This is a genomic window from Mycobacterium sp. IS-1556 (genome assembly GCF_001499985.1).
Classification (GTDB): Bacteria; Actinomycetota; Actinomycetes; order Mycobacteriales; family Mycobacteriaceae; genus Mycobacterium.
In genome coordinates this window covers 1-21,782 of record NZ_LQIM01000020.1, presented here as the reverse complement: position 1 = coordinate 21,782, position 21,782 = coordinate 1, and the positions used below count along the sequence as shown (strand labels likewise).

Annotated in this window: 14 protein-coding genes; 8 read left to right on the top strand and 6 right to left on the bottom strand. The window is 66.5% G+C overall.

The window, feature by feature from the left end:
- Window positions 1-167: 167 nt before the first annotated feature.
- Both AU187_RS13725 and AU187_RS13720 read right to left on the bottom strand, forming a co-directional pair.
- Window positions 168-2,906, bottom strand: a complete 2,739-nt coding sequence (locus AU187_RS13725; protein WP_059166863.1) for a class I SAM-dependent DNA methyltransferase — start codon at window positions 2,904-2,906, stop codon at window positions 168-170.
- Complete coding sequence (locus tag AU187_RS13720; RefSeq protein ID WP_059166862.1) at window positions 2,903-6,217, bottom strand: helicase-related protein; 3,315 nt, start codon at window positions 6,215-6,217, stop codon at window positions 2,903-2,905. The genes AU187_RS13725 and AU187_RS13720 overlap by 4 nt, the downstream gene beginning before the upstream one ends.
- A gap of 184 nt (window positions 6,218-6,401) precedes the next feature.
- Here AU187_RS13720 and AU187_RS13715 point away from each other — a divergent pair, with 184 nt between their 5' ends.
- Window positions 6,402-6,947, top strand: a complete 546-nt coding sequence (locus tag AU187_RS13715; RefSeq protein ID WP_059166861.1) for a GIY-YIG nuclease family protein — start codon at window positions 6,402-6,404, stop codon at window positions 6,945-6,947.
- A 146-nt stretch (window positions 6,948-7,093) separates the two neighbouring features.
- On the opposite strand, the gene AU187_RS13710 is transcribed toward AU187_RS13715, so the two are convergent.
- The 3 genes from AU187_RS13710 to AU187_RS13700 all read right to left on the bottom strand — a co-directional run bounded on the left by AU187_RS13710 (window position 7,094) and on the right by AU187_RS13700 (window position 9,693).
- A complete protein-coding gene (locus AU187_RS13710; RefSeq protein ID WP_059166860.1) occupies window positions 7,094-7,348 on the bottom strand; it encodes a hypothetical protein in 255 nt (84 codons plus the stop codon).
- Between the two features lie 228 nt (window positions 7,349-7,576).
- Entirely contained in the window at window positions 7,577-8,359 is a 783-nt protein-coding gene (locus AU187_RS25670; RefSeq protein WP_059166859.1) for a sensor domain-containing protein, read from the bottom strand.
- Window positions 8,360-8,871: 512 nt separating this feature from the next.
- Entirely contained in the window at window positions 8,872-9,693 is an 822-nt protein-coding gene (locus AU187_RS13700) for a sensor domain-containing protein (RefSeq protein WP_286131913.1), read from the bottom strand.
- Between the two features lie 152 nt (window positions 9,694-9,845).
- On the opposite strand from AU187_RS13700, the gene AU187_RS13695 reads away from it, so the two are divergent.
- From AU187_RS13695 to AU187_RS13670, 7 genes are all read left to right on the top strand, one after another.
- The gene (locus AU187_RS13695) at window positions 9,846-11,606 is read left to right on the top strand and encodes a serine/threonine-protein kinase PknH/PknJ (protein ID WP_082691825.1); all 1,761 of its coding nucleotides are present in this window, start codon (window positions 9,846-9,848) and stop codon (window positions 11,604-11,606) included.
- Between the two features lie 59 nt (window positions 11,607-11,665).
- Window positions 11,666-12,115, top strand: coding sequence for an Rv0361 family membrane protein (locus AU187_RS13690; RefSeq protein WP_059166858.1), 450 nt, complete (start codon window positions 11,666-11,668; stop codon window positions 12,113-12,115).
- A 104-nt stretch (window positions 12,116-12,219) separates the two neighbouring features.
- A complete protein-coding gene (locus tag AU187_RS25060; protein ID WP_082691824.1) occupies window positions 12,220-12,492 on the top strand; it encodes a type II toxin-antitoxin system Phd/YefM family antitoxin in 273 nt (90 codons plus the stop codon).
- Between the two features lie 3 nt (window positions 12,493-12,495).
- Window positions 12,496-12,900 (top strand): type II toxin-antitoxin system VapC family toxin, encoded by a 405-nt coding sequence (locus AU187_RS13685; RefSeq protein WP_059166857.1) that lies wholly within the window; start codon window positions 12,496-12,498, stop codon window positions 12,898-12,900.
- Between the two features lie 134 nt (window positions 12,901-13,034).
- On the top strand, window positions 13,035-13,451 hold the full coding sequence (locus tag AU187_RS13680; RefSeq protein ID WP_286131912.1) for a thermonuclease family protein: 417 nt from the start codon (window positions 13,035-13,037) through the stop codon (window positions 13,449-13,451).
- A 61-nt stretch (window positions 13,452-13,512) separates the two neighbouring features.
- On the top strand, window positions 13,513-15,435 hold the full coding sequence (locus AU187_RS13675) for a hypothetical protein (protein ID WP_286131911.1): 1,923 nt from the start codon (window positions 13,513-13,515) through the stop codon (window positions 15,433-15,435).
- A gap of 89 nt (window positions 15,436-15,524) precedes the next feature.
- Window positions 15,525-16,379: a DUF4226 domain-containing protein gene (locus AU187_RS13670; RefSeq protein ID WP_059166854.1), complete on the top strand. Its 855-nt coding sequence runs from the start codon at window positions 15,525-15,527 to the stop codon at window positions 16,377-16,379.
- 42 nt (window positions 16,380-16,421) lie between these two features.
- On the opposite strand, the gene AU187_RS13665 is transcribed toward AU187_RS13670, so the two are convergent.
- The gene (locus AU187_RS13665) at window positions 16,422-21,740 is read right to left on the bottom strand and encodes a helicase-like domain-containing protein (RefSeq protein WP_059166853.1); all 5,319 of its coding nucleotides are present in this window, start codon (window positions 21,738-21,740) and stop codon (window positions 16,422-16,424) included.
- Window positions 21,741-21,782 lie beyond the last annotated feature (42 nt).

Genomic DNA, 21,782 nt, shown 5'->3' with positions numbered 1-21,782 from the left:
TCTGGACCAAAACCGCCGATCAAATCCTCACCAGCATCGGCAACTACTGCACCAGAATTAATGACTCAGGACACTAGATGAGTTCCTCGATGGACGAGGGTAATCCCGGATCTGACGGGCAACTGTAATCGTCTCTGGCGCAGGTGGTTTCACGACCGCGCGGGGAATCAGCGTTTCACAATGGCCTGATAGTGGGCGAAGAGCACGTCTTGGCGTTCGAGTTCGGTTGCGCCGGGCCCGGGTAGCCCGAAAAGGTCGTCGAAGATCCCATCGAGATGGTCGTGTGCGGTCTGCAATTCATCGGTCAGCGATAGGGGGCTGTACATCTGGGCCAGCGATGCATCGCCCTGCTGGCTTCTAGCGTCGAGGACTTCTTGGCCGGCTGCGATGATGGCGGCGCGTCGCTGTTTGTCGATGCGGGGCAGCGGAAAGGTGTTCCAGGCCAGCAGTTTGTTGAATCGCAGATCGGACTTGATGCGCCCGCCGATGGTGCGCTGCCACACCAGAAACATAGTCGAGGAGATAGCGGCGAAGATGAATCCGTCCGGGTCGGGGGACAGGAAGTTCGCATCGCCGCAGATGACCTCAGCGCCGAAACGCTGCGCCAGGAAGTAGGGCCGCGTTTCGCTGACGTGGCGCGGGATGCACAGGTAGGCGGTGTCGGGTTGGGCGATCTGGCGGAAAGTGTGCGCGGTGTCGGCGGCCGCTCGGGTCGACTCGGCTCGTGACTCGGCGCGGAACTTCCGCGCGGCGGCCACCCGCTCTCGCAGGACAGGGCTGTTCTTGAGGTCGCTGGGGGTGGCGTGCTGCAGCCAGAGGCAGTGCCTCTGGGTGTTGTGCAAAAGTTCACGGGCGCCCACGAAGCGGCGTACGTACTTGGCGGCGATCGGGTCGGCCATCACCTGGTCGTAGTCTTGCGGCTCGATGATCAGGTGCCCGCCGTCGGTGGGCTTGTTGCCGTAGGCCACCTCTCCCAGCTGTGGGTTCAACGGCCTGGTGCTCGGCAGCACGATGACCGTCGGGCCGGCAGTGAGGTACGGGGTGATGTTGGAGACCCCTTCGCGTTCGACCGGCGCCGAGTCGTTGGTGGGGTAGTCGAACAGCCGCGGTGAGTCGACCTTCTTGCCGAATCCGACGATGACGCAGTGCACGACCGCTCCGCCGACAGCTTCCGAGGTCCATCGAAAGGTTCGGTGCGCGAACTTGATTCGCCACCCCTGGTCGAGGATCGCACCGAACAGCGGGGCGACAACTTCGCCCTGGGTAATGGAGTTGGTGGACACGAACGCCCACACGCCGTCGTGGTCGGCGAAGTAGTCCATCGCTTTGGCGTACCAGCCGGTGACGTAGTCCAGCGTGCCGTGGTAGCGCGCGCCCCAAACCCGTTCGAGTTCGGCGGTCTGCTCGGCTGAGCGTAGCGAGATCCCAAGGAACGGCGGGTTTCCCGCGATCACCGACGTGCCGGTCTTGGGCATCACATCAGCCCAGTCCAGTGTCAGGGCGCTGTGCACGACGATGTGGGCTTGGGTCTGGATGGGCAGCCGCCGCGGCGCCTCCCCGAAGCGCTGCTTGAGTTTCAGGTCGCACTGGCGGTTCACCAGGAACATCGCGGTCTCGGCGATACGGGCCGGCCACTCGTCGATTTCGACGCCGTGGAAGTGATCGAGACTCACTTTGAGCGACAGGGTGGGGTCGAACGCCAGTTGGCCGTCGCCGCTGATCTCCTGCAGCCGCTCCATGATCCGCAACTCGAGGTCGCGAAGTTCGCGATAGGCCACAATGATGAAATTGCCGCAGCCACAAGCCGGATCCATGTACCGGATGTCACCGAGCTTGTCCCACAGCTTTTGCAGCAGCCGCTTCTCGTCCTTGCGGGAGCGGGCGCGGTCGAATTCGGCGCGCAGCTCGTCGAGGAACAGCGGGTTGAGCGTCTTGAGGATGTTCTCCTCCGACGTGTAGTGTTCGCCGAGCTCGCGGCGGGTCTGGGCGTCACGCACCGACTGGAACATCGACCCGAAGATCGCCGGACTGATGGTCGACCAGTCCACCGCGCATGCGTCGAGCACGGCGTCGCGGAATTCCTTGTCCACCACCGGAATCGTGATCTTCTCCCGGAACAGACCACCGTTGATGTAGGGCAGCTTGGCCGGACCCCGCCCACCGGTCTCGCTGCCCTGCTGCAGGAACAGCTCGTTGAGCTGATCCGCGAGGGTGGACCCGTCCGGTGCGGTGTCGAGGTGGATGAAGTCGCGAAACGTGTCAGGCCCGGCGTCGGGCTCCCACATCTCGGTGTCGTCGCCGAACATCAGGAACAGGATCCGGGCCAGGGTCACCGAGATCTCGTGATCGCGGGTCTTGGGATCGGTGCCCTCGGGGTAGGCACGTTCCATCGCCGAATACATCCGGGCCATCAACCGCGACGCCCGTTTGGACTCGTTTTGTGCTTCAACGTCGAACGCCACCCGCACCCGGGCTAGCACGGTGTTGGCGTCGAGGTCGACGTCGACGGGCAGCCGGATCGCGTTGAGGCGGCCCTCAAATGCCGCGTCAGGGGCGCCGTTTCGGTGGCGGTGCCGAGTCAGCCGGGTGGAGGTGGAGTTTCCGGTGCTTCGCCGCGCCGGCCAGCGCCACACCTGTTCTGTGTCGTCGTAGAAGATGACGAGCCGGTCGGTGGTCGTCTTGGCGATGAGCCGGTCGAGGTCGGCTTCCGTGCGTGATCCCGGTTTGTGCGGGCACACCCACACCCGCAGCCCACGGTAGGTGGAGATGTTCGTGGCGGTGTAGGCATTGCCGGTGTCGTCGGTGTGAGTGATGGCCGCGTGGTCGGGGGCGTTCCAATTCAGCTCGTGCAGGAAGAGGTCTTGGTAGCGGCGCTGTTCGGCCATTGCCAGCGGCGTGTCGGTCATGCGTCGCGCACTCCGATCGAGCAGACAAGTTTGATGTTGTCGGTGTCGGAGGACCTGATAACCAGCCGATCCTCCTCGTGCAGTTGGGTGAGCAGGTCGGCCAGATCGTCGAGGCTGTAGCGATTACGGCGGGCCTGGCTTAACCGGGTGGTGGCGTACTCGGTAAGGGGCCGCTCCTGCAGCGCATTGAGCGCCGCTGAGGCCTGTTCGGCGAACAACGTGTTGCCGCCCAACCGCTCCCACGCCCACTTGCGGATCCCTTTGAGGTTGCCGGCGGCCAACACCTCCACCGATAGCGGCCCCTGGATCAGGGAACGCTCCTTGTCGAAGTGATCGGTGCGCAGCTCAGCGGTGGGGGTGTCGAGTTCGGCCGCGAAGATCCGCATCGCCTCCAGCGGGGTCAGCAGCTGCTCGACGAGCTGACCGCCGGCGGTGGTCGTGGAGGTAGCGAAGGCCTCCACCCCGGAGTCGGTGACGACGAAACAGGTGACGCCGCCGCGGGTTTCGGTGAGGTATTGGTCGCGGGTGCTGTGCACCAGATCTTGCATCGCGAGCACTTTGTGAGTGATCTGCGGGTGCTTGGTCTGCGCGTTGGACCACGCCAACCAGGCCTCGCTCACCGCGTCTGCTTCGCCGTCGATGTCCTCGGCGTCATCGGTCACTTTGCCCTTGTAGAAGTCGTCGAGGATCCGGACTTCGGCGTCGCCGCCGAAGAACTGCTCATCGGATCCGAACGCCTCGGCCGAGGCGCCGAGCCGCGTAGCGATGCGCTGGCGCAGGTTGATCTGCTGCTCGATCTTTTCGTGGCTGATCAAATACACGTAGACGACGTCGGACTTCTGCCCGACCCGATCGACGCGGCCAGCGCGCTGAATGATCCGTATGATGGCCCACGGCAGGTCGTAATTGACGACGATATGGGCGTCCTGCAGATTCTGGCCTTCCGAGAGCACATCGGTCGCCACGAGAACATCGATCGGATCGGCGCTGCCGATGTCCTGCGGCGGGGCATGGCCGGGCACCGTGTTCGACAACGGCGAGAACCGGCGAGCCAGCTCGGCGGGGTTGTCGGTGTTGCCCGACACCAGGCCGACATTGTCGATGCCGGCGTCGATCAGCGACTGCGCAATGTAGTCGGCGGTGTCGACGTATTCGGTGAAGATCAGCACCTTTTCGCCGGGGTGGTCGTTGCGCAACAGGTCGACCAGCGCGTTGAGTTTGGAGTCGCGGGAGGGATCCCAGCTGCCGAACCGGTCCAGCAGCATAGTGATTCGCGAGTTGTCGGCCTCCAAATCGCGCCGCAACGCCTTGGTGAACACCGCGGTATTTATCCACTTGGTCTTGGCCGGCGCGCTGCTGCGCAGCTCGTCATAGCGACTAGCCAACGAGCCGTGCGTGCCGGCCCCGTCTTCGAGGTCCTCGTCGGTGACGTTGATCTGCTTGTCGGTGAAACTGCCGACCGGAATGGACAGCCCCTCCTCGATCGCGTAGAGGAACAGTTCGTTGCGGGCGCGCTGGCGCTGCAGCGACAGGATGAACGCATGCCCCGACGACGACAGCCGTTTGAACAGCCCGGTCCGTACGAAACCGCTGACATTGCCACGGCCAGAACGGATATCGTCCAGCGCGGCGGTGTCGGCTTCGGTGTGCTCCGAGCGGGGGTTGTCATAGTCGGCCAGCCGGTAGCGCGGCAGCGTTAACGCCCCAACGGCATCCAGCGTGATGTCGTCTTCCATCAGCGCGGCGGGGTCGTCATCGGCGAAGTCATGGCTCACCGGCCGCGCGATGCGGTTGGGAAAGAAGAACTTCTCACCGTTGGCGAACCGCAAGAATTGCCGCTCAATCACCGTGCCGTCCGGGTCGGTGATGGTCTCGGTGGCCGCGGTGCGCTTGACGAAACTACGGGTGCGCCGGACCAGATGATCGCTCATCAGTCGACGCCAGTCCTCGGCGTGCTCGGAGCGCCGGAACGCGGCCAGTGTGGTGATCTTCCCGTCCACTCGATCACGAAGGCCCGGATCGGCGGCCAGCGCCGCGCTGGGCACAATGCCGAGGTCCTCGTCATCTTCGATGTAAAGGCCGATCTGGCTGGCCACGTCGAGGAATGCCAGATTGTAGGGAGTCGCAGTCAGCAGCAACACTTTTGAGGCGTTGCGCCGAATGTAGTCGCGGATCGCCTGATAGGCGATCGTCCCACTGTTGCGCAGGTTGTGCGACTCATCGCAGATGACCAAGTTGAAACGCTTGAGCTCGGGCAACACCCGGTCGACCATCGAGTACGGCACCACGCGGCCGTTGAGGTCGTATTCGTCGATATGGCGCGTCCACATCTGCTCGAGGTTCTTGGGGCACAGCACCAACGTCGAGTAGTCCTCGGCGGCCTGCAACATCAACGCCGTCGCGATCGCCGTCAAAGTCTTACCAAGGCCGACAACGTCTCCGAGCATGGTGCCGCCGCGACGAACGATGCGCCGCGCCAGCGTCCGCACCGCACTTTCCTGGTAGTCCAGCAGCAGGGTGCGCATCGACTCGGGCAGCACATACCCAAGACCATCACGCGCGTCCTGCGACATCGCGTGGCACACCTTCAGATACACCTCGAACGGTGTCGGCTGGATCTGCGATGCCCACGATTCGGTGATCAAGTCGATGATTTCGGCGCTGATCGTCAACGAGTAACGATCATCCCAGCGAGCCTGAAACCACTCTGCGATCTTGTCGCTGGCATCAGAGTCCTGCACATCGATGTTGAGTTCGAGATTGGTGGTCAACCCGGCGCTGGTGAGATTGGAAGACCCCACGAACGCCCACCGCGAGTGATGCTTCTTGTGCGGGGCCGCGAACAGATACGCCTTGCCGTGCAAGGGTTTTTCGGTGAACACCTTCATCTGCACCGCGCCCGACTCGAGCTGCCGCTTGAGCGTCTGCAACGTCGCTTGCCCCTGCGCGGTAGCCAACCCCCGCATCAGTTGATTGCGCAGGTGCTTGACGAGCTGGTCGCGCCGCGCCCGCGCCTTGCCGGCGTCGTGAATGTCTGAACCGTAGGGGGCGGGCTGGACGTCCTGTTGTAGCGAGTTGAGGATCTGCTGGGAATCTGACGGCGCCACCATGCCCACCAGCACCCGCGCCACCGGATCCGCTGCCGGCTCGTCGCCGTCGGTCTTGGCGTCGACAAGGTCGGCCAGACTCGACCACCCGCGCAGGTCCAGATAACCGGTGGCCACGTCGAACGTGTCGTACTCCTCGAGCGCCTCACGCAGCGCAGGACGCAGGCGTGTCGCGTCCGTGAGGTTGTCGAAGATGTTCGGCATAGCCACCCTTCGCTTGCTTGCACAACGCTCTAGCCGTACATCCCGTCTGACCCACCGCGACCTCCGGGCACGTGCTGGCGGTTACGTTAGCGGCCAGGCCCGGGGCCAAGCAGGAAAATCAAGTGTCCCGGTTCGACTCAACACCCGCAGCACTACCCCGGACCGCTGGCACAATCCCAGGGTTATGGACGCCGCCACGGTGCTCGCCGCCCTCTGCGCCGCCCGCGGCCAGCTGGCGTACCTCACCGCCCCGCCAGCACCGGGCGTCTACGCGTTCTTCCTCCGCAATCCCACTGCACTGCCGGGCGTCGCGGCCTCGGCCGACGACGGCATCGTCTATATCGGGCTGTCTTCAAACCTGGCCCAGCGCGAGTTCGACACCCATTTCCGCGCCGGCCAAAGCGGCTTCTCCACGCTGCGCCGCACCCTGGGCGCCCTCCTGCTCGACGACCTGGCCCTGCGACCCCAGCCGCGCGCCACCGGCACAAGCGTCAGCAACTACCGCTCTTACCGCTTCGACGACGCCGGCGAACAACGGCTCAGCGACTGGATGCGCGAACATCTCGACATCGCCGTGCACCCCGTGCAAAACCCCCAGCAGATGGAGCGAGACCTGGTGGCCGCCGCGCGCCCACCGCTGAACCTCACCCTGTGGCGTAATCCTGACGCGGCGGCGATCAGAGCCGCCCGCAAGGCCTGCGCGACCGCCGCCAGAACTAACGGTCAGTGAGGGCCGGCAGGCCAATGTCGACAGGATCGATGCCGCGGGCGGTCCGCGCGGCAGCGTCGGCCGCACTCGTCGGCAGAAGGCGGTCGCCGGCAACCTCGCGACGATTCAACCTGACCGGTGGTGCCGCTCAGGCTGGTGGCGCGATCTCAATCGCCTGGGATCAACGAGCCGTCAGGACTGGGTGCATAGCCGGTCGGCGGCGAAAGCGGTAGTGGCACAACCACTCCCCCGGACTCAGCAGCATACTCGGCGGCCTCGTCGGCTTCGTCGTCGGCGAACACTCTCACCGCGGCGGGCTGGCCTGGGACGCGCACCAGCAGTGTGAAATCAGCGATTCGCGCATCTGCGGCCCGCTTGCGCGGACTCTGCCGAATGGACAGACCGCCAGCGTCAGCACTCATCGGCCCATTGTGACCCCAGGGACCGACAGCGCCCATCCAGGACTCGCCGGAAGGCTTCGGCGGGGACCAGGCGAGGTCTCCGAGCGGCACAGGTGAGAGCACCTCATTGCGCGCCTTATCTGACACCGCATAGGGGTTTGACGGCGTGGCTGGTGAAGCGCCGTTTGACCTGCCGGCCTCGCAGCGAGTTGAGCTGTGCCCTCGGGCCGGGCTCGCCCGTGAGGGGCGCTACGGCTTTTTCGTGATTTTGTCGCCGATCTCGCGGACCATCGACGATCCTGCGCTGCCGACGGTGGGAGAGCAGGCCCGGACGTCGACGATCACGTTGGCGCGCACCGTCATGTCGCGCTCGCACTGTTGTCCCGCGATGCCGGTGGTGGTGGGAACGACCAGCAGTGCTAAGACGTCGCCGGTGACAACCGGCACGCCAACATCAATTTCGGTACTTGTTCCTAGGTATTCGAAACGGACGTGAGTGGATTTGCACGCATTCCAGTCTGAGATTTGCTTGTCGTAGAACGTCTTTGCGGCGTCGGCGTCGGGGAATGCGACGACGGCTTGGGCGACCTTGTGCGTGGGGTCACGGAAGACCGCCTGCGCGGCGACGGCTGTGAAACCCGAGCCGGCGTAGGTGGTCTCGTAGGCCGGCCCCCAGGTGCCGGTGCAGTGCGGGGGTGTCGCGGCGCCCGGCAACAGCCTGTGGGCGATGGGCACGGTGGTCATCGCGGTGGTGTTCATGAGCTGGCTGATTCGGTCGGCCGGCAGGAGAAGCCCGTCCAGAGCCGCCTTGTCGACGATGACGGGCGGCGGGGACCCGGGGTTGGTTGGTGCAGCAGGCGCGGGAGCGTCGGGACTTCGGGTGTCTGATGCCGGCGCCTGCGGGGCGGTTGACGCTGTCGCGCCGGTTGGCGCGCCATCGTCGCTTCCGGCGATTATCACGGTTGCCGCTACGACGACGGCGATCGCCGCCGCGGCGCCGCCGAGCAGCCACCAGGGTCGGTGTTCGGCCACCAGTGCCGCCAGGCGGCCGCGGCGGGGCGGTGGCTGTGCTGGCAGCTGGCCACTGAGGAGTCCGGGCGGCGCTGTCCACGTCGGGGCATCATGGGAAAAAGGCTGGTGTGGCGGCGGATACCCTGGCCGGCCTGGTGGCGGCGCACTCCACGTCGGTTCACTGGGCGCAGCACCCAACGGTGGCTGGCCAGCCGACCAGTCGGGTTGTTGAGGATGTCGATCCCACCGCGGCGGCGGTTGCTGGTCGCGGAAGTAGCGTGCCGCATCCACGGTTTCGTCCTGGTAGATGCCAGGTGGCAGTGTCGAAGAGAGGCGGGTGTGGTCGACGCCAGAGTCGCGTACAGGCTGGCGTGGCGGCCCGGTCGGCCAATCCCGGGTCTCGGCGGTCTCTGGTCGCGGTCCGGCTGGCCTATCGCGGGTCTCCGCAGGTTCGGGTCGCGATCCCGCTGGCCAATCCTGGGTCTGGTCTGTCTGATCGTTGCGGTCGGCGTCGTCAGTCGGGCTGTTCATGGTCAGCCGGGGATGCGCTCGAGGATTCGGTTGGCGATCGTGATGTTCTGTTCGGTGAGTCCGCTGCCCATGATCTGCACGTCGACCAGCACGTTGTTTTTGGCCGCGATCGCGCGGGTGACCGTGACGGGAGAGTTGTCGTTGACATTGCGCAGCGACGTCACCCCGCCGCCGGCGTCGACCGGCTGTCCGAGCGTCCACTGCGACTGCTGGCCTTGGGCAACGAAGTTCCAGGTGAACCGTTTGGTGGCGCAGCGCTGCCACTGCTCGACATAGGCGGCCAGCGCTTTCTGCGCGGCCTCGGCAGTGTGGAAGGTCGCCACCGCCTCGCCGAGCATCAGCGACGGGGTCGGTGACTGGGCCTGGCTGGCCCCATGAAAGGCGAGATAGCCGCTGTTCTGGTAGGCCGGCGGGGCGCCGGCGTTGAAGGAACTCACGCAGTCGGCCGGCTCGAAGGTCTGCTCGTTCGGGTTGGGTGTTTCCACTGCATTGAAGACCGGCCCGGTGATCAAGGATGGGTTGCCCGTGATGGTCTTGAGCTCGTCGAGGCTGGGCAGCAGTCCGGGTAGCGCAGCGTTGTCGACCGGTGGTGGTGGCGCGGTCGTTGTCGTTGGCGAGGGCGAGGGCGTGGTGGATGCGGCGTCGGCAGCCTCGCCCGACGTGTCGGTGGTACCGCACGCGGTGAGTGCCGTGAACATGACGACGGCACAAGTCAGGGTCAGACCGTTCGCCGCCCGACCTCGCCAGTGCGCAGATCGTCGCGGGGATTTGGTGCTGTCGAGCTGGTCGTCCACGCCGTCGACGCCGGGTTGGCCATGAGTCATCAGAATCCCCTCGTCCGTCCGCTCGATGCGATGGTAATGGCTGCTGACGTCGGCGCAGGGTCGAGACGGCGACTGCGGTCGTGCGTGATACTGCTGAGCATGACCGTCACTGCCACGGGCCTCGACTGCGCCGCTCGTGAGGGGCTCCAGCGATGCTGATGGTCGGGTCGGTGGTGGCCGGTTACCGCATCGAGCGCGAACTCGGCTCGGGCGGAATGGGCTCGGTGTATTTGGCGGCGCACCCCACGTTGCCCCGCTACGACGCGCTGAAGGTGCTCTCGCGTGAACTGTCCCGCGACCCCGATTTTCGGGCACGGTTCACCCGTGAGGCCGACGTGGCGGCGTCGCTGGACCACCCGCAGATCGTGTCCGTGTACAACCGCGGGGAGACCGATGACGGCCAACTGTGGATCGCCATGCAGTTCGTCGACGGTACCGACGCCGACGCGGCGCTGCGCGAGGGCACCATGAGTCCCCCACGCGCCGTGCATATCGCCACGGAGGTCGGCAAAGCGCTGGACTTCGCCCATTCCCACAATGTGGTGCACCGTGACGTCAAGCCGGCCAACTTTCTGCTGTCGGGACCACCGGGGCCCGAGGAGCGGGTTTTGTTGGGTGACTTCGGGATCGCGCGCGCCCTTGACGACGTGGGCCTGACCGCCACGGGGTCCGTCATGGCAACCATCGCCTATGCCGCACCAGAAGTGTTGTCAGGACTGCACTTTGACGGACGCGCCGATATTTACTCGTTGGGCTGCACGCTGTTTCGGCTCCTGACAGGCAAGACGCCGTACGCAGGCACCAACGGGCCCGCCGCGACGATGATGGCGCACCTGCAGACCCCACCGCCGCGGGTCACCGATGTGGTACCAGGCCTGCCCGCCGAACTCGACCGGGTCATCGCGATCGCCATGGCCAAGGATCCGGCGCAGCGGTTCGGCACGGCCAGCGAGTTGGCCGCCGCGGCAACCGCTGCGCTGCGCGACCCGAGGCTGCGCCACCAGACGCTGCTCGCCCCGGTGCCCAGCCGCGAGGTCAGCTCCTATCCGAGCCCGGGCGCCGGCGGACCGGTCGGCCCGTGGTGGCAGACCGGCGCGCCACGCACGATGATGGCGCCACCGCAGGGCCCTACCGCGTTGGCGTCCGGGGTCCCAGTCGCAGCACCCCAGCGCCGACGGCGGCCGGCCGTCGTCGGCGGAGCGGTGGCCGCGGTGATGGTACTGGTCGCCGCCACCGTCACCGCAGTGGTGTGGTCGCGTGACGATGCTCGGCCCGACCCGGCAGCCGCGCCGGGTCAGGCGCGGACACAGCCGCAGGGTCCGCCGGCGACCGACGTACCGGCCTCGGCGCTGCGCTCGATCCTGTTGACCGCGACCGAGATTCCCAACAACACCGGTGAGAACGCGGTCGTCCTCGAGCAGGACAGCGCCGAGCTGCTCGATGATGCCGCCACGATCGACAACCCGGATTGCGTCGGTGCCTGGGCTCCCGCCCAGCGCGAGGTCTACACCCGGACCGCCACCAGCGGCGTGGTGGTTCAGCAGCTGAGGGCGCTGTATCGAAAGATCTGGCAAGACAGCATCATCCAGGCTGTCGTGGCGTATCCGGACCCGGACGGCGCGGGCGTCTCGCTGCAGTTGCAGCGCAGCCAGTGGGAGTCGTGCGCGGGAATAACGGTCACGATCACCCCGCCTGGCGAGCCGGCCCAGACATGGCAGTTCGGCCAGCCCACCAACAACGCCGGGGCATTCGTCCTGGAGGCGACGGCGAGCAGCGGCGACGCTGTGTGTCAGCACGGGTTGGCCACTCACGGCAACGTACTCATCGACATCCGCCAGTGCGGCCCACCGGGCACAGCCGACGTCAGCGCGCTCATCAACGCGACGGCCGACAAGGTACCGCGGCAGCAGTGAAGCGCACCCAGCCCGAGTGACCAGCCCATGCAGGAGGTTCGTTGTCAATGGCGCCATCAGTGGCAGTAGCGGTCGTCGCCGCCCTTGTCGTTGCGGTTGCGCCCGCATGTTCCCGCGGTGAGGCGCCGGCGGCAGAACAAACAGGCGCGGCACCGCCTGCGACGAACACAACGTCGGCCACAGCAAGCCCGACCCCTGTCTCCGACGAGGATCTGGTTCGCGAGACGGTACTGACGTTCCAAAACGCCTACAACACCCAGAACTGGGACGCCTACTTCGCGGCCATGTGCCCGGCCTGGCGCGACAAATACACCGAACCGATGATCGAAGCGATGAAGGAAACCCGCGCCGCCCAGGGACTGACCACCGTCACCGTCACCGGTGTCCAGGTCACAGGTGACACCGCCACTGCAACGCTGGACGCGCGCAATGAACTGCTGGGGCAAAAGACGATCGAGCTGAACCTGGTACGCGAGGACGGTTGGAAGGTCTGCATGCATACCGGCTGAGCGGAAACGTTCTGACGAGGAGATCTCCGCCTTCGAAACATGTTTCTGCAATGGTGAGCAGATCTACGCTGGTGTGTAGAACGTATTTGTAGTACATTGCCTGTGTGAGTGAAGTGTCGATACGGGTGCTCAATCAAGAGACATCCAAGGTCTTGGCCCGCGTCAAGCGAGGCGAAGAGATCACCCTGACTGAGCGCGGTGAGGTGATTGCCCGCATAATTCCGGCTTCGGCCGGCCCTCTCGATGCGCTGATCAGCTCTGGGAGGGTGCAACCGGCGACAGTGCATGGCCCCGCACCTCGGCCCACGATTCCGATGCGCGATGGTCTCGACGCCGGAACGCTATTGGAGCGTTTACGTTCCGAGGAACGGTATTAATCGGTGATCTACCTGGAAACCTCGGCTCTGGTGAAGCTGATTCGGATCGAAGTCGAGTCTGACGCTTTAGACGAGTGGCTCGATGAACGCACCGAGATACGGTGGATAACTTCGGCTTTGACCGAAGTTGAGCTACCCAGGGCGATCCGGGCGGTTGCACCCGAAGGGCTGCCGGCTGTGCCCTCGGTGCTTGCCAGGCTGGACCGCTTCGAAATTGACCCGGTCATACGCTCCACCGCGGCGGCCTATCCGAACCCAGCTCTGCGCTCGCTCGACGCGATACACCTGGCCACTGCTCAAACCGCGGCATCCGTTGCGCCATTGACCGCGCTGGTTACTTACGACAATCGCCTCAGGGAGGCCGCCAACGCCTTGGCGATGACCGTCGTCGCGCCCGGGAAGGCTTGATGACACCGCCTGGGTCGACGCTCACGCACGTCGGCCTCGCGTGCTTGCTGATCGGTGTCGTGACGTCCTGCACTCCGTCTTCCCCTTCGGCCGGCGCAACGACGGCTCCGGTGACCGCTACCGTGCTCCGCGCGGTGGACGGAGACACTCTTGATGTTCGCGATGACACCCGCGGGCGCCTTCGCGTGCGGTTGCTGGGCATCGATTCGCCTGAAGTGCACAAGCCCGGCTGGTCGGTCGGATGTTGGGGCCCCGAGGCAGCGCGCTTCGCGGCGGACACCCTGACCGGCCAACGGATCGCACTCGTCGGCGATCCCGGGCAGGACTTTCACGACCGCTACGGCCGCACTCTTGCCTACGTCGAACTCGCTGATGGGCGTGACTTCGCCGTCGCGGCGGCGGCGGCTGGGATGGCGCGGTCCTACGTGTATGGGGGCAAGCCGGTGAGCCGCCACCCCGAGATCGCGGCCGCCGAGGCGCAGGCGCGCGCTGCGCGCCGTGGGCTGTGGGGACCACCTTGTGACGGCAACACCGAATCAACCCCACTGTGAGCCCGAAGCCCCTCTACGACAACGGAATCAGACGCAGCGATACGAATGAGAGGTGGTCTCGATGCCCCTAAACCGGCCCTACACATTCGAGCTGGCCGCGATGGCGCTCGCCGACCCGGGACAGCACAGCGACATCAAGGCCCTCGCAGAACGTAACGGCGTGGATGCTGACCACTTCGAGCGGGCCATCGCAATCGTTAAGGGCGTCGGCGCCGGCGGCGAGAAGCTCGATTCGGACTGGTGGCGCAACCCGGCGATTCTGAGCACCCGCCTGCGCGATCTCGTCCCGGACTTCGACAGCATCAGCTCGTTCACGATTCCCTACGCCAGATTGCCGCGGCGGCTGGGCGCCTATGCCGAGGACTTCCCTCGGTGGGCCGATGTGGCCGACCAGACTCCTCAGGCGCTGCTTCTGCGCCCCAAGCTGGGTGCGGCGGCGGTCCGTGCACTGATCGAGGCCGCGCAGCGAGCCGTGCAGGTACGGCGGGACACGATCGCCGCCGGCCGGGTCGGAGCCGATGCCGCGGTGGCCCGCCTGGTCAGCCAGCTCGACGACTTCGACCGGACGATTCTGGCTGCTCAGGTGTGGGCGCTGGAGCCGATTCCGCGGCATGTGGTGGCCGAGCGCCTGGGTGTGCACGCCGTCTCGGTGGGGCGCAACCTGCGCAGGGCGCGGGCGCGGTTCGCCGAGCTGCTCTCCGATCCGGCACACCAGGAGGTTGGCGAGCACGCCGCCCAGGTGCGGCAACGCTTGGGCCCATACCTGCCTGTGGAAGCCGCCGACCTCGACCTGCATCGTCTGGGCGTCGACCCCACCAGCCAGACCGCCGCGGTCCTGCTTCATATCGCCGGCCCCTATGCCCGGCGCGGAGGTTGGCTCGAGGACGTCTCGACGCCGGGCGGATCTCGTGCGCGGGTGGCCGCCGCGGTCGATGCAGTGTTCAACGCCCAGGCCGCCCCCACCTCCGACACCCTGCTGCACGCGCTGACGTGCTTGGGATTGCCGCCCGGGGTTGCCCTCACCTACCTGGAAAGCCGGGTGGATTTGCGCCGTTTCGGCGATGTGTGGGTGCGGTGGTCGGGTGACACCGCTGCCAACATGGCCGAGGCGGCGCTTCATGTCCTGGGAACCCCGGCGACCGCCGAAGCCATCTTTGCGACCATTGGAACTGGCGACTGCGGAGCCACCAGCTTGGAGCGTGTGAAAGCGGTTCTGTCGAAGCACGACCGTTTCGTGCGCACCAGCCGAAGCACGTGGGGGCTGCGCGAGTGGGGCGTGACCGAGTACGTCAACATCGCACACGCGATCGGCGAACGCATCGACGCCGGCGGCGGCAGGGCCACCGTCACGGCGGTGGTCAACGAGCTTCGCGCGCGGTATCCGGATGTATCCGAGTCGTCGATCCGGGCCTATCTGGGCACTTTGGAGTTCGTCGTGGACAACGGTGTCGCTCGGCGACGGACCAAGGCGGACGGGTGGCCGGCGGTGCCGCCGTTGAACACCGTCCGCGGTGTTTTCCGCAACGGAGCCAACGAGATTCGTGTGGCACGGCTGGTCACCTCTGAGGTCCTGCGCGGGTCGGGGCAGACCGTTCACCCGGCGGTCGCGGCCGCCGTTGGCGTCTCGCCGGGCCAGCAGCGAACATTCACCAGTGCGTACGGCCCGGGGGTCACGTTGTCGTGGAAGCTGGCATCGACAACCGGTGCCAGCATCGGCTCGCTGCGCGCCCACGCCGTGGCTGTCGGGGCAGCCGCCGCTGACACGCTGGTGCTGGTGTTCAGGCTCGACGACGCCACATTGGAGGTAGTCCGCGTCGGGCCCGAACACACCGGGAACACCCGGTTGCACAAGCTGCTCGGCCACGCAGTGCGAAAACCCGCCGCGGCGCTCGCGGTGGCCTTGGGTTGTCGGCAAGAAGACGTCGCCGCGGTGCTTCGCGGCCGCGGAGATGACGAGGTTGCTGCCCTCCTCGACGCCACTTGATCGCTGCTGTGACGCAAATGGTGCCGATTTGGCGGCAATGTGGCCGCTGCTGGTAGCGGGGCCATGGCGATGCGCCTATCTTCGTTGGCGTGGGTTTCTGGCAACAGCAGGTCAATGACCTGATGACGGGCATCGGCGGTCTGGGCGGGTTTAACCCGCCGCTGGAGACGCCGACGCCGGATCCCACGCTGCCGCCGTACCCGCCGCCGAGCTATTACCCCCAGATTCCCGGGCCCGACGGCGTCGCGCCTCAGGTCCCGCAGTATCCGCCCTACATTCCCGAGCAGGACATGAACACCTCCTCGGGCATGCCGCGCTCGACGCTGGACGGCATCCACGGCGACGGCGGCGTGATCATCAAGGAGCCGGGCGAGCTGGGTCCACCGCCGTATCCGGATGGGCCGAACTACACCGAGTCGCCACGAGGATCTGGTGTGTGGGTTCCAGACCACCGGCCCTATCCCCCGGGGTCGGTGCTGCCGGCTGGATGGTCGGGCAAGGGCGCTGAGGAAGCCGACGCGACCGACGCCGCGCTGCGCAAGACCCGCGATGCGCTGAATCAGGCCGATCAGGGGCTGGCGCAGAACATCACCGACGCGCACACCGCCGATGCGCAGTCCAAGTCGCAACTGCGGCGCATCCAGGAAGAGATCCGCTCGGGCATCGCTGCCATGCAGCCGAGCCTGGGAACCGCAGCCGGCCGTGAGCAGCTCGCGGAGTTCCTGGACCGCAAAGCGTCAGAGGCCAAACAGGTCGCCAGCAACGCCCAGGAGATGTCGGCGCGGCTCGCGTCGAACTTCCAGACGGTCGGCCACCAGTTCGCCGCGGCGACTGATCCGTGGGACTGGGACGGCACAGACGAGAGCTGGCTGGAACCCATCGATCCCGGTGGCGCGGCCGCGGGCCCGAATGTCGGGCCCGCGATCCCTCCGAGCATCCTGTAGCCGTCAACGCCGCCACATAGCCCATATCGCCCATGTGGGTGATCAGTGGCCTAGTCTGGGGCCGTCCTCGTCACGCGAACGGTCATGGTCACGAGGGCTGACATCGCGCTGGTGGTGTTCGAGGGCCATCCGCTCCCGGATCCTGATGGCTCGTCGTACAGCGTCGGCGTTGGGGTAGCCGAGTTCTTCGACCAGCGCCGGGGTGGGGTTGAGCATCAGACTCCACCCGGGTTCGCGGCCGCGCATCTTCATCCGCTGGGCGGCGGCCTCGGCTCGGGCCTTGGCTTCGGGGCTCTGGGCGGCCATCCGCAGCTCCAGCGTGAGTGCCGACAGCTCGGCCTGCTTGGCTTCCAGTTCGCTGCGCTGCTCGAACGGCGCCGGCGGATTGGCAAGCAGGTCGTCGAGTTCTTCGCGCTGGCGGTCCTGTTCGCGCTGAAGACGCACGTGGTGGTCAGGCAGTCCGGTGTAGAGGTTTTCGACGCGGCGCAACAGCCCGAGCTGCTTGGGCCCGGACACATCGAGTCCGAGAGCGGATCCGGCGGCCAGCAGTTCGGCGCCGTCGATCTCGGTGGTGCGCGAGGGCACGTCTAGTCGCAGTAGCAGCATGTCGTGGGTGAGGTCGCGGGCGCCCAGGACCTCGACACCGTTGATGGCGGCACCGATCGGCTCGTAGCGGGAGGCACCGCGGTCCTTGCCGGCCATGTAGGCGCGCCGGCACGCCAGCGTGAGGGCGGCCGCGGCCTCGGGCCGATCGGTGAAGGCGTCTGCCCCGACGACGATGCGATGCGGTGCATCACCGCGGTCCTGCGCGGCGCGCGCTACGGGTGCGAGCGCCTCGATTTCGGCCTGCTTGGCCGGAATCGCGCGTTCGAGGACGCGCACCTGCCAGTCCCGGTTGCGCACCGACTGCTGGTGGGCGCGCTCTAGGGCGGTCAGACGGCGCACCGTGTCGTCAAGTTCGACCTGGCGCAGGTAGCGGGGATCGCCGGTGGCGATGGCCTTGGTTTCCGCCGCCGCGGCGCCGATGTCTCCCCCACCGAGGTCTTCGATTTCGGAGTCCAGGACTTCGTTGCGCCGCATCTGCTCGATGAACAGCGCTTTGGCCTGGACCCGTTGCCACATCACCGTGTCGTAGCTGGATTCGGTGACGTAGTTGAAGATGTCGATCTCGTCGTTCTGGTTGCCTTGGCGCAGGATCCGGCCTTCGCGCTGTTCGAGGTCGGCCGGCCGCCACGGGACGTCCACGTGGTGCAGAGCGGCCAGACGTGACTGCACGTTGGTGCCGGTGCCCATCTTCTCGGTACTGCCGATGAGAACGGACACTTCGCCGCGATTGCATTGCGCGAACAGAGCTTTCAGTTGCGCGGGGTTGCGTGCTTCGTGGACGAATCGGACGGCCTCGGGCGGCATTCCTCGAGCGACAAGCTCGTCTTTGATGGCCTGGTAGATGGTGAACTGGCGTGGGTCCTTCGACGGGGTGCCGCGGTCGCAGAACATCAGTTGCAGCGGCCCGCGGGCGGGAAGCAGCTCACCGGTGTCGCGGTCGCGGTACTGCCGATCGGCCAGGCGGCGATGCACTTCCATGGCGCGTTCGGCGACCTCGGCGGCGCGGCTGTGTGTGGGTGCGCCGAGGTGGGCCATTCTGGGGTCCAGGGAGGCGTTGCGGCCGTCGTTGCTGATTTTGAGGATGTTGTCGCGTTGGGGCTTTCGGGCGTCGAGATGGTCTGCGCGCCAGCCGAGGTCGGCGATGAAGTCGACGACCTCGACATCAGGCTGCAGGCTGACGATCTGGCGCGCGCCGGTGCGCAGCTCCGGTAGTGCCACGGGCACCTGGTCGCGGGTGACGACATCGGTGTAGGCGTTCGACAGCGCCAGGAGCTCGGGCAGGTTGGTGTATTTGGCGACGCGAGTGACGGGCCGCAGTTTGGTTCCGGTGGCGTTGACTTCGATGCTGGTGTGGGTGGCGGTGAACGCCGCCCCCCAGTCCCCGAGATCGGCCACACCGGCCGCCTGTAGAAGGTCCGGGCGCAGGTAGGTCTGCATCACCCACAGCTCGCCGAGCGAGTTGGCGATCGGGGTGCCGGTGGCGAAGGTGGCCACGCGCTCGACGACGGCGTGCTCGGGAATGCCGCGGGCTCGGGCTTCGTCGTGGCGGCGCTCGCGCAGCACGTCGAGTTTGAGGCTGAGGTCTTCGGCCCGTTGCGCGGCCGTCGCGCACGACAGTTCCTCGATGTTGCACACCCGCTGCTTGTTCTTGTACATGTGTGCTTCGTCGATCAGTAGGTAGTCACAACCCGATTCCTCGAATCGCAGTCCTACGTCTTTGGTTTCGGCGGCCATCAGCTTCTCCAGCCGCGCTTGGGCGGTCTTGATGGCCCGCATGATGGCCTTTTGGCTGCGTTCGACCGTGGCGTCCTGTAGCTGCGCGCGCAGCTCGTCGAGCTGGCGTTCGGCGTAGGCCGTGCGCACGTCGTTGGAGACGTTGATCGCAGTGAACGCCGATTGCGGCACAATCACCATGTCCCACTCGCTGGCCGCGCTTTGGGCGATGAACCGCCGGCGTCCTTCGGCGGTGGTGGCCGAGGACCCCAGTAGGACGTTGGCAGCCGGGTACCACTGCTTGGCTTCGCGCCCAACCTGCTCAATGATGTGGTTGGGCACCACAATCCAGGGCTGGCGGACCAGACCGAGGCGGCGCAGCTCCATCGCGGCCATCAGCATGGTGCCGGTCTTGCCGGCACCCACCACGTGGTCGAGCAAGGTGGAGGGCTCGTTGGTGATGCGGGCGACGGCGTTGCGCTGGTAGGGGTGCGGGGTGAAGTGATCCGACAGTCCCGGCAGCCGCAGGTGACTGCCGTCGTAGACCGGGGCGCGCAGGGAGTTGAACCGCCGGTTGTACTCGGCGACTAGGGTTTCGCGGCGCTTGTCGTCCGACCATAGCCAGCGGGTGAACTCCTCGGTGATCTTGGCGCATTTGGCTTGTGCGGCGAAAGTCGACTGGGCGTCGACCTCACCTTCTTCGGTGGTGATGACCACGGCCTTGGAGTTGCAGACCGCTTCGAGCAGGCTCACCGCGTCGAAATTGCGCTTCTGCAGGCCCCATTCGTCGGTCATGAGGCGGCCGTGGCGCTTGTAGCCGGCCACGTCGACCGTCCAGCGGCCGCCGATGTGTTCGGCCCTGACACCCTCGACGCCGAAGGTCTTCTCGGCGAAGGCGGCGATGACGGCGGCCGGGATCCAGGGTGCACCCGGCCGTACCTTGATGTCTTCGGCCTCGCGTTGCTCGGGCTGCACCTCGCGCAGCGCCGCGACGTAGGGCGCATAGACCGGGTTGGTGTCGGCGGCTTCGATCGCGGCGGCGAGCTTGGAGCGCACGTTGCCCGACAGTGCGGTGGTGGCGGGGACCAGCTCGTCGGGATCGTCGAGGCTGGGATAGACCAGGCCGTCGAGCAGGGCGCGGGTGTCGTCTTCTCCGACGCCGAGCAGCTCAGAGATCAGGGCGAGATCGACGCGCCGGGTCCGATCCAGGCTCATCGCCAGGGCTTCTTCGGGGGTGTCGGCGGTGGTGCGCTCGACGTCGGCGATGAGTACGTCGCGGGTGAAGATCGGTGCCTTGGTGGCAGTTCCGGTCTCCTCGTCGAAGTCCTCCAGCGAGGACACGACCGCCCAGCCCGGGTCGTAGCGCATGCCGCCTTCGAGGTGGCGGAACTTCTTGAACGGCTCGGGCGGCTGCCAGGCCTCGGTCTCCCACTGCTCGACCAGCTCGGCGGGCACGGGTCCGTCGTAGGGGCGGCCGGTGGTGCCCTCCTGCTCGCGCCAGGTTTGCTCCAGCTTGGTGATGCGCTTGTCGTGCAGTGCCTGGGTGGCGTTGCGCTGCACCCACTCGAAGCGGTTGACCGGGCCGCGTTTGCGAACGTAGTTGTCGTAGAGGGTGTTCAGGTGTGCGCGCAGCTGGTCGCGGTCGTGCTCGGACTCGCCGTCGCGTTGGGCGGCGATGAGCGCGGTAGCCACATCGCGCAGCGCGATCAGTTCCTTGGTTTCCTCGATGAGGGTCTTGGGCGTCTTGTTCGGCTCCCAACCGTGGCCGGCCCAAAAGTCGATACTGCGGGTGGCGGCGTTGTAGCGCAGCGTGTACAGCGGCGGATCGTCGACCTGGCTGGCTTGGGTGCGCAGCCCGGGCGCGAAGTCCTCGGCGATGCCGCCGGAGAGGTCCTCGCTGCGGGCGGTGAGGCCGAGTCCGCGGGTCACCGCGGCGGCCATCATCGGCTGGAGCTGGTCACGGATTTGGTCGGCCAGCCGGTCTCCGGTGGCGCCGGCGACCGCGAGCTGGGGTGATCCGTGTAGACCGTGGCCCAACTCGGTGGTGCCGAGAACGCGGTGCGGGTTGTTGAGGAAGTAGGCGTTGACGGGAACGTGGTCCTCGTCGCCGGTGCGCGGGTCGGCGAGGTCGGCGTCCTCGGTGTTGATCCAGTCCAGGGTGTTGAGATCGACGTGGGCGCCTTCTTCGCGGCGGCGGAAGATCAGCAGGTCGGTCACGACTTCGGTGCCGGCGACCCGGCTGAATGCCTGCGACGGTAGCCGCAGGGCGCCGATGAGGTCGGCGCGCTGGGCAATGTCTTGGCGTGCAGTGGTTTTCACCGAGTCCATGGTGTATCGGCTGGTCAGCACGGCGACGTAGCCGCCGGGGGCCACCAGGGACAAGGATTTGATGATGAAGTGGTTGTGGATGCTGTGGCGGCGGGGATTGTGCACCGGATCGGTCAGTGCGTAACGGCCGAACGGCACGTTGCCGATCGCCGCGGTGAAACTTGCATCGGGAACGCGGGTGGTCTCAAATCCCTCGTGGCGGACTTGCGCTGAGGGGTAGAGCAGCGCGGCGATGGCGGCGGTGATGTCGTCGGCTTCGACGCCGACGAGGGTGGCGCCCTCGGGCGCGTGACCGATGAATGTGCCGCTGCCGCAGCCTGGTTCGAGTACCGGTCCGCCGGCGAAACCCGCCTCAGCTAGTGCATCCCAGACGACCGCCACCACGGCGGGGTCGGTGTAGTGGGCGTTGAGGATGGAGGCCTGGGCGCGACGATACTGCTCGGGGGTGAGCAGGGCGGCCAGTTGAGTTCGTTCGGCGGTGAAGTCCTCGGCGCGGGGGTCGAAGATCTGTGGGATGGCACCCCATCCGGACCAGGCGGCCAGGATGCGCTGTTCGGGTAGGGTCGCCGGTCGGCCGGCGTCGCGCAGGGTGTGCACGAGTTCGATGGCGGCGATGTTGGCGCGGGCGCGCGCTTTGGCGCCTGAGGGGACGAGAACGTCGGTGGTGGCCGGGAAGTCCGCAGTGCCGCGAAACTCCTCCGCGGGGGCGGGGATCGCTGCAGAAAGGGGGGGTCCAGATTGTGGACGGGGCCCGAC